At 61.3% G+C, this 13319-nt stretch carries 9 protein-coding genes; 1 reads left to right on the top strand and 8 read right to left on the bottom strand.

Annotated features, from left to right (window positions below):
- Positions 1-15 precede the first annotated feature (15 nt).
- The gene (locus FBR05_07405) at positions 16-2100 is read right to left on the bottom strand and encodes a TonB-dependent receptor (GenBank protein MDL1872018.1); all 2085 of its coding nucleotides are present in this window, start codon (positions 2098-2100) and stop codon (positions 16-18) included.
- On the bottom strand, positions 2097-3506 hold the full coding sequence (locus FBR05_07400) for a sigma-54-dependent Fis family transcriptional regulator (protein MDL1872017.1): 1410 nt from the start codon (positions 3504-3506) through the stop codon (positions 2097-2099). The genes FBR05_07405 and FBR05_07400 overlap by 4 nt, the downstream gene beginning before the upstream one ends.
- A 98-nt stretch (positions 3507-3604) precedes the next feature.
- Between FBR05_07400 and fetB the strand changes: the two genes are divergently transcribed.
- Positions 3605-4387, top strand: a complete 783-nt coding sequence (gene fetB, locus FBR05_07395) for an iron export ABC transporter permease subunit FetB (protein MDL1872016.1) — start codon at positions 3605-3607, stop codon at positions 4385-4387.
- A 28-nt stretch (positions 4388-4415) separates the two neighbouring features.
- On the opposite strand, the gene FBR05_07390 is transcribed toward fetB, so the two are convergent.
- The 6 genes from FBR05_07390 to FBR05_07365 form a co-directional block, all read right to left on the bottom strand.
- The gene (locus FBR05_07390; protein MDL1872015.1) at positions 4416-5831 is read right to left on the bottom strand and encodes an alkaline phosphatase family protein; all 1416 of its coding nucleotides are present in this window, start codon (positions 5829-5831) and stop codon (positions 4416-4418) included.
- 73 nt (positions 5832-5904) lie between these two features.
- The gene (locus FBR05_07385; protein ID MDL1872014.1) at positions 5905-6615 is read right to left on the bottom strand and encodes an ABC transporter substrate-binding protein; all 711 of its coding nucleotides are present in this window, start codon (positions 6613-6615) and stop codon (positions 5905-5907) included.
- 20 nt (positions 6616-6635) lie between these two features.
- Complete coding sequence (locus FBR05_07380) at positions 6636-8150, bottom strand: TolC family protein (GenBank protein MDL1872013.1); 1515 nt, start codon at positions 8148-8150, stop codon at positions 6636-6638.
- Positions 8151-8245: 95 nt separating this feature from the next.
- A complete protein-coding gene (locus FBR05_07375) occupies positions 8246-9535 on the bottom strand; it encodes a HAMP domain-containing histidine kinase (protein MDL1872012.1) in 1290 nt (429 codons plus the stop codon).
- Between the two features lie 96 nt (positions 9536-9631).
- Positions 9632-10066, bottom strand: a complete 435-nt coding sequence (locus FBR05_07370; protein ID MDL1872011.1) for a hypothetical protein — start codon at positions 10064-10066, stop codon at positions 9632-9634.
- Positions 10067-10351: 285 nt separating this feature from the next.
- Complete coding sequence (locus FBR05_07365; GenBank protein ID MDL1872010.1) at positions 10352-13261, bottom strand: hypothetical protein; 2910 nt, start codon at positions 13259-13261, stop codon at positions 10352-10354.
- Positions 13262-13319 lie beyond the last annotated feature (58 nt).

Here is a 13319-nt window from a genome sequence, read left to right as displayed (position 1 = left end):
GAAATTCTTTATCCGTTAGAAAAGAACGTCCGCGCCGGCGATGAAGTGGAAGCCGGGACTGGGGAAGCCGAAGAATTCCTCGTATTGGTCGTTCAGGATGTTGGCGGCCTTGCCGAAGACCTTCACGGACTGCGGATGGGCCTGGGGAAGGTCGAAGTCGTAGGCCATGGCGATGTCCCAGCGCACATAGCCAGGATTGACTCCGCCGGTCAGGGAGTTCGCCGCCGTCCCGCCGACGAAGCGCCCGTCGGTGGCGACGATCGGAAAGACCTCCCGCTGGTTGGAGACGACGGAGAGCGTCGAGTCGATCGTCAGCTTACGCCAGGGCTGGGCGGAGAGCGTCGCGTTGAAGACGTGGGTCGGCACGTTGGGGATCCGCCCTCCCCCGCCGCTCTCGTCGACGGTGTGGGTGAAGGTGTAATTGGCGCCGACCTTGAGCCGCGGCAGGATTTTTACCTCGAAGCCCGACTCAAGGCCGGTGCTGAAGGCGTCGTTGATATTGTTGCCCAGCCGGTCGATCAGGTTGTCGAAATCGAGGTAGAAAAAGGTGGCGAAGATCGTGGCCCGATCCCCGATCCGCTGCTCGTAGCCGGCCTCATAGCTCTGCGACTCCTGGGGCTTGAGGTTGGGATTGCCGGAGATCGGATTGAAGAGCTGGATGATCGTCGGCGGCAGGAATCCCTCGCCGTAGGCGCCGTGGAACTTCCCCCCGATCTCGGGGATCATCACCGCCACCGCCGCGCGGGGGCTGAGCTCGCTGCCGTAGGCGGAATTGTTGTCGTAGCGAAACCCGGCGTCGACAAAGAGCCGTTCCCGGAAGCCCAGGTGGTACTGAAAGTACGGGGCGTAATTTTGCCGGTCGCCGGGGACTCCCGGGGCCGGGATCTGGTCTTGCGGCGGAATGAAGGGCCCCAGCGAGCCCGCCAGGGGCGGTGGATCGCCGGGAAAGGGCGCGCCGCTGGTACTGATCCGTTCGTCGTAAAATTCAAAACCCACCGTCACCGTCTGCTTGACCCCCCCCATCTCGGGCACGAAGAAAAACTGTCGCAGGTCGACGCTCTGGCGGGAGCCCTGGACCTTGTTGAGGACGCTGTTTGGCGCCAGCGCCATGCCGGAGGGCGTGATGAAGTCGGAATCCCCGCGGTTGGAGTTCTTCTCCTCCTCGTCCGAGAGCAGGAATCCGTAGGTCAGATCGGTGCGGAAATGCTCGCTCCATTCATAGCTCAGCTGGAGGGACTGCGTCGTGAGCAGGCGGTCGAAGGCTCGGTTCACGTCGGGGCCGAGCTGCAGGAAGAAGGCGTCCATCGGCAGGGCCGGGTCGTAGAGCGGCGCCGGGCCGATCAAAAACTCGCGGGCCAAGTTTTTCTTGCTGAGAAAGATGTGGCTGGCCAATGTGAGGCGCAGCTTATCGGTGGGCTCGAGGTCCCAACGTTGGGTGAGGGCCGTCTCGCCGAAGTCGTCGTTTTGGAATTGGCCGGTCTCGTCGGTGCGGCTGATGCCGACGCTCAGCCGAGTCTCGCCGATGCGGTTGCTGTGCCCGAGCCATTCGCGGCGGTGCCCCAGGTTGCCGCCCTCCAAGGAAAGGTGTGTCTCGGCGGGGTCCTGTCCGGCCTTGCTGATGATGTTGATGACGCCGCCCACCGCGCTGCCGCCGTAGAGCACGGCCTGCGAACCGCGGAGCACCTCGATGCGGTCGATCTGCTCGATGGGGATGAGCCCCAGGTTGGTCTCGTTGGTCGCGGGGTTGTTCAAGCGAACGCCGTCCAGCAAGACCAGGGTGTCATCGGGCCCGGCTCCCCGCAACCGGATATTGACCGTCTCGCCCCGCGTGCCCAGTGACTCGACCACCACCCCCGGCAGCTCGCGGAGGCCTTCGGCGACGCTGCGGTCCACGCGCCGCTCGAGCTGCTCGCCGGTGACGACCGAGATGCTGTGTGCGGTGGTCTTCAGGGGCTCTTCCAGCTTGCGCGCGCTGACGACCAGCTGTCCCAAGTCGCCGCTTCCCTCCGCGGGAGGTTTCTCCGCCTCGGCCGAGAGGGCCGCGGGAAAAATCTGCAAGGCCATGACGCCGGCCAGCAGGCTTATCGAGATTCTCCTCATGTCGATCCTCGCTTGCTTTCCAGTTGTCGTTGGTCCACCACTTCGGTGAGGTTGAGCTTTTTGAGTTTGTACTCCAGGGTCTTGCGGTGCACGCCCAGCTTGAGGGCGGCGTTCTCCTGATGCCAATGCTCTTTTTCCAGCACGCGCAGAATGAAACCGCGCTCGAAGGCGTCGGTCGCCACCTTCAGCTTGTCGGGATCGCCGTCCGTGGACTTCAGTTGGGCGATGTCCGAGATCTGGTAATCGATGGGAACGTCCTCGGGAAGGATCGTGTCGCCGGGATGAATGGCGACCAGGCGCTCGACCAGGTTCTCGAGCTCGCGGATATTGCCCGGCCAATCGTAATGGCAGAGCACCGAGATCGCTTCGGGCGAGAAGCGCAGGTTGCGCCCGAACTTGCGGTTATAGCGCTTGAGGAAAAGGTCGACGAACAGGGGGATGTCCTCCAAACGCTCCCGCAAGGCGGGAAGTTGGATGGGGATGACGTTGAGCCGGTAAAAGAGATCCTCGCGGAACTTCCCTTCCTGCACCAATTTTTTCAAATCGCGGTTGGTCGCGGCCAGGAGCCGCACGTCGACATGGATGGGCTTCTGGCCCCCGACCCGCTCGACCTCTCCTTCCTGAATGGCCCGCAGCAGCTTGGCCTGCACCTCGAATTTGAGATCGGCGATCTCATCGCAGAACAGCGTGCCCTGATCGGCGAGCTCGAACTTTCCGTAAGTGGTCTTAAGCGCGCCCGTGAAGGCGCCCTTCTCGTGCCCGAAGAGGGTCGATTCGACCAAGTGCTCGGGGATGGAGGCCATATTGATCGCCACGAAGGGCTTGTCCACCCGGGGGGACTTTTGGTGGAGGTAGCGGGCCACGAGCTCTTTGCCCGTCCCGCTCTCCCCCTGGATCAGGACCGTGGCGGAGGTGGAGGCGGCCCGGTCCAAGACCGTCTTGAGGGCCTGCATTCGGGGATTCACCCCCAGTAGGAACTCGTGGTCCGTGAGCCGTTCGACCTCGGAGCGGAGGTAGAGGATTTCTTTCAGATGGCGGCGCTTCTCGAAGGCCCGCTGCAGGAGGGCCCTCAGGTCTTCCACCTCGAAGTCCTTGTTGATGTAGTCGAAGGCCCCGTGCTTGATCGCCTGGACGGCCAGCTTGACCTCGCGGACGTGGGTGATCATCACTATCTCGGTCTGAGGTTGTAACTCTTTGAATTCTTTAAGTAAAGTAAGGCCATCCGCGTCCGGCAGCATGTAGTCGAGGAGGATGACGGCGTACTCCTCCACCTGGAATTTGGCGCGGGCCTCCTGCCCGTTGGCGGCGGTATCGATCGTGCCGAAGACGGTCAAGACGCTCGACAACAGGTCCCGCATCGAATCGTCGTCGTCGACGACCAGGATTCGCTGTGCCTCAGAAGTCATGGGAATTCCTTTGCACCCATCCCAGGATCCGTTTAGGATCTATCAAGAATCATTCAGGTTTTTATCACAGCTTCAACGACAACGGGAGCAAAATCTCTGTGAAATCCCAGATGGAGTCCGCCTTGGCTTTTTTCCAGGACCCGGGGCTCTATTTCTCCTTGGGCCTGATCGTCGTCGTGCTTTTCGTCTCCCTGGCCGAAAGACTGAAGCTCGAGGCGGAGCTAGGCTGGGCGGTCCTTCGCGGCTTTCTCCAATTGACCCTAGTGGGCTTCGCGCTGGTCTGGGTCTTCTCCTTCGAGCATCTGGGGGTGATCTTGGGGGTCTTGGCGGGAATGACCCTCTTGGCCGGTCTCATCGCCCGGAAGCGCGGCGAGGGCATTCCCCGAGTCTTTCCCATCGTTTCGTTCAGCCTGGCCGTCAGCCTGGTCTTAACCCTTTCCCTTCTTGTCTTGGGGGGTTCGATCGAACCCAAGGCCCGGTTCTTGATCCCCTTGGGGGGGATGATCCTCGGCAATTCGATGAACGGGGCCGGGCTCACTCTTAACCGCCTCAAGGCCGAGATGGAGTTGCGGAAATCGGAGGTCCTCGTCTGCCTCAGCCTGGGGGCCTCGGCCCGGCAATCCGTGCAGAGCCTCCTGAAGGAGGTGCTGCGCGCCTCTCTGATCCCGGCCATCGACACGATGAAGGCCTTGGGGGTGATCTTCATGCCGGGGATGATGGCGGGACTCATCATCGCCGGAAAATCGCCCCTGCTCGCCGTGCGCTACCAGATCATCGTGATGTTCATGCTGATGGCCAGCGCGGCGCTGACGAATCTCTTGGTGGTGTTGATGGGGTATCGGCAATTTTTCAATCGTAGGGATCAGCTGCGGGCGATGTAGGGGCCTCGGGCGAACACAAGGTTCGCCCCTACACGAAGCTCTCGCCGTCGATCCCGGCGGGGATGGGGTCCCCGTGCAATTTCAATATCGAGGGGAACAGGTCCGCCGACCGCACCACCGTACGGTTCAGCTTCACGCTGGAGAAAAGCGGGATGAGCATATGCTCGTCGTGCATCGCGCCGTGCGAGGACTTGTGTTCGGGATACTCGAAGCGCTTGCGCAGGTCGTAGCCCTTGGCGGCGCTCAACACCAAATCCCCGGTGCGGGCCGAGCGGAAGATCTGCGTCAGCTGCACCAGGCTGTCGGGATACTCGCCGTCGGCGCTCAATCTCAAAGCCTCGGATCGCGAAAGAAACTCCGGCGCCGCGCCCAGGCCCAGCGGGTCCCCGCGCAGGTTGCGAAATCTCAGGCCCTCGCCCTCTTCCCGCACCTTGGCCTCGCCCTTCCGGCTCTGCACGTGGACCCAGCCCTCGCGGTCTTGGCTGAGGATGAGGTCCACCGCCGGCTGCTCCAGCAGGCCCGCGACGACGCGGGGGTGCAGCTCGCGCACCTCCTCCAACGAAAGCCGCCCCTCCCAGCTCTCCCGCCCCTTGAAATAGAGGTGGAGCATGGCGTTGCCGCTGACCATGCTGGCCGCCTGGAAGCCGCTCTTGAAGATCTTGGGATAGTAGAAGGTCTTCACGCCCTGCGACTCGAGGAAGGCCGCGACGCCGAAGTGCGTCTTGGTCTCGGAAAGGCCGTGGTCGCTGACGATGAACAGGGCGGTCTCGTCATATTTGCCCTCGCGCTTCAGCTCTTTGGCGATGCGTCCCATCGCGCGGTCGACGGTCTCGTAGGCCTCGAGGGCACTGGGATGCCGCGGCCGGCTCAAGTGCGAATACTCGTCGATGCCCGGGAAGACCATGAAGAGGAATTGGAAATCGCGCTTCACGATATCCAGGCACTTGTCGAGGGCGGCCTGGTCGACCAGGTGCCAACGGTCGGTCAGGTGCGCGTAATACCAATACCAAAGGCGCATATGGGCGGTGACGTTGCCCTCGGAGGGCACCCCGCGGTTGACCGAGCTGAAGATGTTGAAGGAGCTCGGGAAGTGCTCGAAGAGGGTCTTGAGCTCGGGCCGCATGTCCCGGTTCATCAGGAAGCTCTCGAAGCCGACGTAGCTGCGGAAGCGCTCCATCGAGAATTTTTTCCGGGCGTACATGCCCTTGTCGAACCAACGGATGCCGGGCACGTTGCAGGTCCCCGGAAAGCAACCGGTGAGGAAGGGCATGTAGGCCGGCCCGGTGGTCGAGGGAAAGACGCTGGTGGCCTTGGCAAAACCGCCCTCCCCGAGGAAGATCTCGGCGAGGTTGGGCAGACGCCCGGCATCGAGCAGCTCGCGAAAGACGTCGTAGCGCGAGCCGTCGGCAAGCAGGACGATGAAGCGTTTTTTTCGTGGGGTCATCCGGGAATTTCCTCGCCGGGCGGCCCGCCGCCTTCCGCGGCTCGACCGTCGGCCTTGGCCTGGCACAAGACCGTCAAGAGGACTTGGTCTTCAGTTCCTTGAGCTTGTTTTGCATGCGGCGCACCAATTCGCCATAGCCGTTCTTGCTGATGATCGCGTCGAACTGGTAGCGGTAATTTTCGACCAAGCTGGCGTCGTCGACGACCACGTCGAAGATCTTCCAGCCGCCGGGATCTTTTTTCATCTTGTACTCGATGTCGACCTTGACGTTTTCCTTGGGCACCACGACCTTGGTGCGGGTGCGGGCACGCGTCTTTTCCTGCAGATAGGTGTCGCCCAGGTACTGCACCGTGTAGGCCTTACCCCGTGTCTTCGTTTGTTCTTTGGAGAAGAGCGCCTTGGTCTCGAGCAGGTCGGTCATGAGGGCGACGAAATTATTTTGCTCGGCGGCGGAGAGCCCGCCCCAATGCTTGTCGAGGGCCAGGCGGCAGAGCTCGCGCAGGTCGAAGGTGCCGGTGATGATGTCGCGCTTGATCTTGGCGTTGTTGGCCTTATCTTCGGCGCTGAGGTCGGTGCCGGTCTTGTAGGCATCCATCTTCACTTCGATGTCCTGGATCTCGCGGGTCGGCGTGCCTTGCGGGGCGTTCACCTGCCCGTTGGATTGCAGGACTTGGTCCCCGCCCTTCGGCGGCGCCTTCACCGCCGCCGGGGATTCAGCCGAGATCGAAAGAGCGGCGGCGGCCGCGGCCGCGGTCAGAAAAATGTTTCGAAACGAGGCTCGCATCAATTTCACTCCTTATGGGTTCACTCGCCCTGGGCGACGCCGCCCGACTTGAGCTCGAGCGTGGCCACGGCCACGTTGTAGTTAAACACCGATTCGAGGTAGCGCCCCCGCGAGACCAGATAGGCCTGGAGGGCGTCGGAGTAGTCCTTCTTGTCTCCGACCCCGATGTCTACGTTCGTCTTCGTCAAAAAGACGTATTGTCTTGCCAGTTTCATCGCGCGGTAGCCGTTCTCCATGGCCTCGCGCGTCTGCAGGACGCCCAAATAGGCCTCTTTGAGGTCCAATTCAAGCCCTTCGTCGGCGATGCTCTTGTTCAGGGAATTCTTGAAATATTCCGCCTGGGCCGCCCGCGTCTTGGCGAGATAGGATTTGATATTGATCTCGCCCTTGATCCTCAGACCGAAGCCCACGCGGTTAAAGTTAAAGGGATCGTTGAAATCGTCGGTCAGGTCGACGCCGCTGATCGGCTTGACGGTGTGGCCGAACTCGTAGAAGCCGCCGATCCCGATGTCGGGCGCGAGCTTGCGCTTCTCCAGCCGGTATTGGGCCTCGCTGGCCTTGACGCCGATGTCCAGCAGGCGATTCTTCGGGTTGTTCTTTCGATTCCTCTCCAAATAGACCGCGAAGTCCTGGATTTCGAAATCCACCGGCGTCAGGTGCTCGTCCTGGATGGAAAATTCGGTCCCCCGCTCCATGCCCAACTGGATGCGCAGCCCCTCCCGAGCCAAGGCGGCCTTCTTGTCGACGTCGAGGATGCGGTTGAGGGCCTCGTAGCGGAACAGCTTCAGGCGCACCAAGTCGACCGGGTCCGTGGCCTCGGTGCTGCTCTCCCGCCGCTGCACCTCGTTGGACAAGTGCCGGTTGGCGTCCTCGAAGAGCTGCCGCACGTCTTTCGCGAGCAGCAGGCCGTAATAGAGCTGCTTGACCTTGAGGACGACGTCGTTCTGCTTCTCGATCTTTTTCTCTTTTTCGGCGGCAATGCCGTGCCGGGCCAGCTCTTGGGCGATGCCGATCTTGCCGAAGGTGTAGAGCGGGATGCCCAGCGAGATCTTGCCGCGCTGCCCGAAGGTGACGTCGCCCTCGAAGAAGCTGCTGACCGCGCGGTCCGCGTCGCGCGGCGCGGGGAAAGAGAGGAATTCGTACTCGAAGACGGGAATGCCGCGGGGTTGGGCCTCCTTCAACTTGCTCTGCGCGACTTCCATGTCGTAATCCTTGGCCCGCACCTCGCGGTTGTTGAGCAGAGCCATCTTCACGCAGTCGTCAATGCTGAGGCGCGGTCCCGCACCCATCGGCACCTCGGGCGGCGGACCGAGCGTGGAGGCCTTGTCCTCCCCGGTGAAACCGCCCGGCATGGAGGGCATGGTCTCGGGCATCTCCATATCTTCCGAGATCGAGGGCGCGGACTCCGCGCCGGCTCGATGGCCGGAGATCTCGGTCTTCTCGGCCCCGGCGTGGCCCGGCAGGAGGCCGAGGCTCATCGCGGCGGCGAAAAGTGCGAAGGATTTTCTGAACTTGACCCGAATCACGCCGCCCATCCATCTACAAAATCCTTAAGAGAATCAAGGAATAACATTCGAGAGGAACCCCCCGCCCCCTTTTCTTCCTTAAAGCCCTAAAATTTTTGGGAAATTTACTCTCGGCGGGTGTCGACTTCCTTGGCGTCCACCGAGGCGGGCTTGAGCGGGAGGGTGAAGAAGAACTGCGAGCCCTCCCCCTTCTTCGACTCGACCCAGATTCGGCCGCCGTGGCGCTCGACGATCTTCTTGGCGATGGCCAGGCCCAGGCCGGTACCGCCGTAGGAACGGGTCAGCTCGCCGTCGGCCTGGCGGAAGTCCTCGAAGATGAGGTCCTGATCCTGGCTGCCGATCCCGATGCCGTGATCGTAGACGCAGACCTTCAGCATGTCGCCGTGCCGGCTGCTGCGGACGCCGATCAGGTTGGGCGCATCGTGGCGGGAAAACTTGATCGCGTTCTCGACCAGGCTGGCGAAGACCTGGCGGATCTGCCCCTCGTCGCCGTAGACCGTCGCGATCCCCTCGAGGTCGATGCGCATCTGGATATTCTTCTCGCGCAGGACGTCCTCTACCTCGGAGGCGAGGCCCTCAAGGGTCTTGCTTAAGTCCACCTTGCGGATCTCGGCGGGCCCTCCCTTGCTCTGGAATTGCGTGAACTGGATGATTTGGTTCACGACCTCCAGCAGTTCTTTGCCGGCGGAATGGATCATCTCAACATAGCGCCGCTGATCGTCAGTGAAGTTGGCGTTGGACTCGGGGTCGAGCAGGACCTCGGTTAGGCCCAGGATGCCGTTGAGCGGCGTGCTCAGCTCGTGCGATACCGTGCTGACGAATTGAGTCTTCAGCTTGGCGACCTCCGCGAGCTGGAGGTTTTGCTTGGCGACGGACTCGAAGAGGATCGCGTTGTCGACCGAGATCGAGGCCATGGTGATGAGGACGCCCAGCAGGTCGAGGGTGGCCTCGGAATAGGCCTCACCGTCACGGCGGCTGCCCAGGGCGAAGAGGCCTAAAAATTTGTTTTCGGCCGTCATCGGAAACACGGCCTCGGCGTTGACGCCGGTCATGAAGTGCAAGCCGGCCTCCTTCACGTCGATGAGGCGGCGGTCCTGCAGCAGGATATGCTTGGTCATCGGTTTGAGGGTGCGCGCCAGGTACTGGATGAAGGGGTCGTGAGCGGAGAATTGCAGGATGAGCGGCTCGCCGCCGACGCTCTCGCGGACCACGAAGGCCTTGATGCCGGTCTCTTGCAACAGGATGTTGCCGCTGCGCACCTCGGCGATCTCGGTCAGGGTGCGGAGCAGGTTTTTCAGCAGGTCCTTGAGGTCGAGGATGGAACTTAGTTCTTTCGAGTAGGTGCGAAAGGTCTCGAGGAGGCTGCGTTCCCGGCTGCGCTTCGAGAAGAGCATGGCTCGTATCTAATGAAAGCGGGCGGCCGGCGCAATGGGTTTTGGGCGAAAAAAAAGGCCCCCGAGGGGGCCTTTTGGAAAATCACCGGCGAGCGATTATTCGATGCCCAGTTTGCGGAAAAACTTGGTGGTAAAACCGGTCGAATTGACAGTATTGGTGGTCGTTTGAGGAGCCGGAAGCGCGGTGATGCCGCCGCTCGCCGCAATCCCAGTGTTGGCGGTAACTCCAGTGTCGATAATCCCGTTGGCCGCCTCGACGCGCCGGGCCTCAATGGGGCCGGTGATTTCCACGCTCTCTCCGATTTTGACGATGTCCTTGTCCTTGGTGACCGTCACCACCCCATTCTCGATGGTGATCTTCAGGCCTTGGCCTTCCACCACGTAGCTGCCACCCTCCACACGGGTGTTAAAGCTCTGGGCGACTTCGTCTCCCGTAATCGCCGTGATACCACCGCTGGCATGAGAGAGCGCAGGCAAGATCATTCCGATCGTCAATAGCAGGGCTAGTGTTCCGAGCAGCTTAATCTTCATAAATCCTCCAATTCCCAATCAGGATCGATTTCGTGATGAGATAATGCAATTATGGAACCAACCGGGGGCAATTCAATAATATCAAATTATTCTAGTAACTTAGACACGAACTGCCGAAGACTGGCCCAATAAACCCCTCGTTTTATTATCGAAAATACACCGCCAGAAATTGCGAGTCTCGCGTAATTTTTAAAATTATTAATAATTTTATATAGTTAAAAAACAAGCGGGCTTGTCAAGAAAATGACAAGGAAAACGAGGCCTTACCAAGATGAGAAAATCAGCCTAGCGCGCAGGGCCGGCGCTTGAAGAATCTGAAGAATTCCAAGGTCTTAACAGATCCAAACCATCCAAGACCAAACGAAAGGTCCCCGATCCATCTTCAGCCACCCCTTTGTGCAGGTAGGCCCTGCCGGGCGGCAAATAGTATGGGCCTAAGGGGGTACGCACGCTCCCTCCTGCCATGACGGCCAGGGTGGGCAGACGATCGTCGACGGTGAATTCTCGAACGTTCCCCAGATTGTCCCGGGTTCCATAGAGCGTGAAGTCCCGGTGCCACTCGACGCCGCGCGGATGCGTCCCGACCGGCAACGGATAGATGTCTTCCATGTTGGAGTGGGCCAGCCGGGAGGCCACCGAGTTGGGGTCGTTCTCGTAGCCCCAGGGATAGGTGAGCGGCAAAGAACCACGCACCAACTTTTCGTTTTCCTCGGGACGAATCATCCGGTACGGCAGGCCGTCGCGCTCGGCACGCCATTGCACATAAGCGCGGGCGGAATCCAGATCGATGGAGCTGATCGGTTGATCCGCCATAATGGGGTCGTTGCGCGCGTCCATTTGCCCGATGGGGTTCTCGAGTCGATACCCACCCTTTCGGTCTGAAACGATTTTCCAGGAATAGGTGAAGCCCGACCAAGTGCTGAATAGGTGTTTGACCGCCGTCGTCATGTTCATCTTCTCTTCCCTCCTCAAGCGGCGGTATTCTTGGAAGGGATTCAGGCGTTTTTCCTCGGCCGGATTGGTGGCGCGAGGGATATGCCGTTGCGCCTCCTCGCGACGCCCCTGGCGAAGCAAATCTTCGACGAACTCGACGTATTCACCGACCGTCACCGGGTCGCGGGAGACCAGGAAGGTGTCGAAATGAACACTGCGTTTCGGCGCGCTGTAGAAATGGTCCGGGGCGCCCTCGTAATCGAAATCGATGCCGATGGTCGCGGGACCGCGATGGACCACTACCATCTCCTTTTGCCTGCGCAGCCTTTCAACCTCGTTGTCTGCCGGGTTTTTAGGTTCCAGCGCACGACGAGGCACCAATTCCAGGTCCAAGGCGAGCCTTTGGCTGCCCAAGATGCCGTGACGGATATTCTCCAAGCCGATTTCCATCGGCACCCGCATGGTCTGGTAGCCGGGGTGCGAAACCTCGAAGACGTAATAACCCGCCCTCAGCCGCAAATTGGAAAGCACCTCGTTCATTGAACCGCTGGCGATAGGGGCGCCTTCGCGGAAGGTATCCAGCTCTTCACCCGAGGTCTCCCGAATTCGCTCGAAAGGCGTCACCCTTAGCGAGGCTCCCGCCAATTCCGGATTGCCCGGTTCCAAGCCGAAGGCCCGCAGGCTCAAGGGAATGGCCCCTTCCAAGGCCTGGCGATAGGCGTCGATGCGGTCGGATTCCAACTCGGCCTTCGGAATCGCCACGTCATAGCGCCGGACGGTCTCGCTCAAGGCATTGCGCTCAGCGCTGTCCATGCGATCGCCGCCGTCCACCAACAGCTCGTAGCTGGCGCGGGCGATCATCTTCTTGGCCTCCGGCCAGGGATTCCCTCGCGTCGTCTCGATGATGGAAGTCACGATGTCGCGCAGGCCCTGGCGCCAAGCCGAACGCAAATGCCGGCGATCGCGGATCGTCCGCTTCATCTCGGTCCATTGATCGGGATTGAGCTGCGAGGCGATGGTGAACTTGCTCCAGGCTTCCTGCATCTGTCGTTCGATCTCCGCCATGCGCACCGTCCGGATTTGGCTGAGACGCGCGTACTCGGTCCTCGCGGGCGCGAGCAGCACGTCGTGCATCATCTCCCGAGCGGTTTGGTATCGCGCGGCGGGGTCCGGATCCATCGCCTTGCGCGCCACCCGCTCCAACTCGTACACGAAATCCGGCATGGGATCGCTGGAGACTTCCCGGAAAGTCGGTGGCTCGACCTTGGCCCTTTGTTCCGGATGGGACCATAAAATAGGCGCATGCGGATTAAAGATGGTCCGCTGATATTCGACGCCGTTGATGAGGTGGGTCTCTCTCGCCGGCACCCGGGCGGGCTCGCCCAACGCCGGATCGCCGTTTCGATAAGTGGCGAAGGGATGCAGCCCGGTCATGGACTCGTACAACATGACCCCCAGGGCAAAGATATCCGGAGAACGAAAATTGCCGAGGGGTTTGGAAAAAAGCGTCTCGGGGGCGATATATCCGATTGTCCCCTGCCAGACGCCCGCCTGGGTAATGTTCTCCGCCTGCACGGACCTCGCAGGCATGCTCAAGCGGCTGCGTGGAGAATCGGGGGCATCCGAGTCATGCCCGTTGGCGCCCTCGGCCTGGCGTTTGGCCAATCCGAAATCCATCAGCAACACGTTCCCCTCGGGAGTGACGCGTACGTTCGCCGGCTTCAGATCGCGATGCACGATGCCGTCCTCATGGATGGAATCGACCGCCTCGCAAAGCTTCGCAAAAAGTTCCAGGCGCCTCTCCGCCGGGAAGTCGCGAAGGACCTCCGGATTTTCACGGGTGATGCCGTAGAGAATAGAATGGAGATCCCGGCCGGGGACATAGCGCATGACCGGAACCCGCAGCCCGCCTTCCACCATCTCGATCACGTCGTAAACCGGCACGACGAAGCGGACGTCGAGGTTGGCGCCGATCTTCACCTCGCGGTCGAAGCGCCGCAGGTGCTCCGGCTCAAACAGGCCGGCCTTCGGGATTTTGATTACCGCCGCCCTGCCCAGCTCGCGATCCATCACTTCCCAGACATCGCCCATCCCCCCGCCGCCCAGATGCCGCACCACCTCGTAACGCCCGCCGGGCCCCAGCCGATTTCCGGGAACCAAATTTGTCGGATCAGCGGGCACAGCCGCCGCGCGCTGAGCCGTCAGGCCTTGCGGCGGGCCTCCACGAAGGAGCGCACGCACAGGATCACGAACACGAGGCACAGCGCCGCCGTCAGCGACTGGCCGGCGACCGCTGCGGGGCGCGCGAGCGGCTCGCCGG

The sequence above is a fragment of the Deltaproteobacteria bacterium PRO3 genome, assembly GCA_030263375.1.
Lineage (GTDB): Bacteria > UBA10199 > UBA10199 > DSSB01 > DSSB01 > DSSB01.
The sequence above is the reverse complement of the archived record's forward strand: the minus strand, read 5'-3'. Positions and strand labels throughout refer to the sequence as shown.

Bases quoted from the DNA above. Each gene is read 5' to 3' on its own strand.
- FBR05_07370 (MDL1872011.1), bottom strand. From the start codon at position 10,066: ATGAAGATTAAGCTGCTCGGAACACTAGCCCTGCTATTGACGATCGGA.
- FBR05_07380 (MDL1872013.1), bottom strand. From the start codon at position 8,150: ATGGGCGGCGTGATTCGGGTCAAGTTCAGAAAATCCTTCGCACTTTTC.
- FBR05_07405 (MDL1872018.1), bottom strand. From the start codon at position 2,100: ATGAGGAGAATCTCGATAAGCCTGCTGGCCGGCGTCATGGCCTTGCAG.
- FBR05_07375 (MDL1872012.1), bottom strand. From the start codon at position 9,535: ATGCTCTTCTCGAAGCGCAGCCGGGAACGCAGCCTCCTCGAGACCTTT.
- FBR05_07390 (MDL1872015.1), bottom strand. From the start codon at position 5,831: ATGACCCCACGAAAAAAACGCTTCATCGTCCTGCTTGCCGACGGCTCG.
- FBR05_07400 (MDL1872017.1), bottom strand. From the start codon at position 3,506: ATGACTTCTGAGGCACAGCGAATCCTGGTCGTCGACGACGACGATTCG.
- FBR05_07385 (MDL1872014.1), bottom strand. From the start codon at position 6,615: ATGCGAGCCTCGTTTCGAAACATTTTTCTGACCGCGGCCGCGGCCGCC.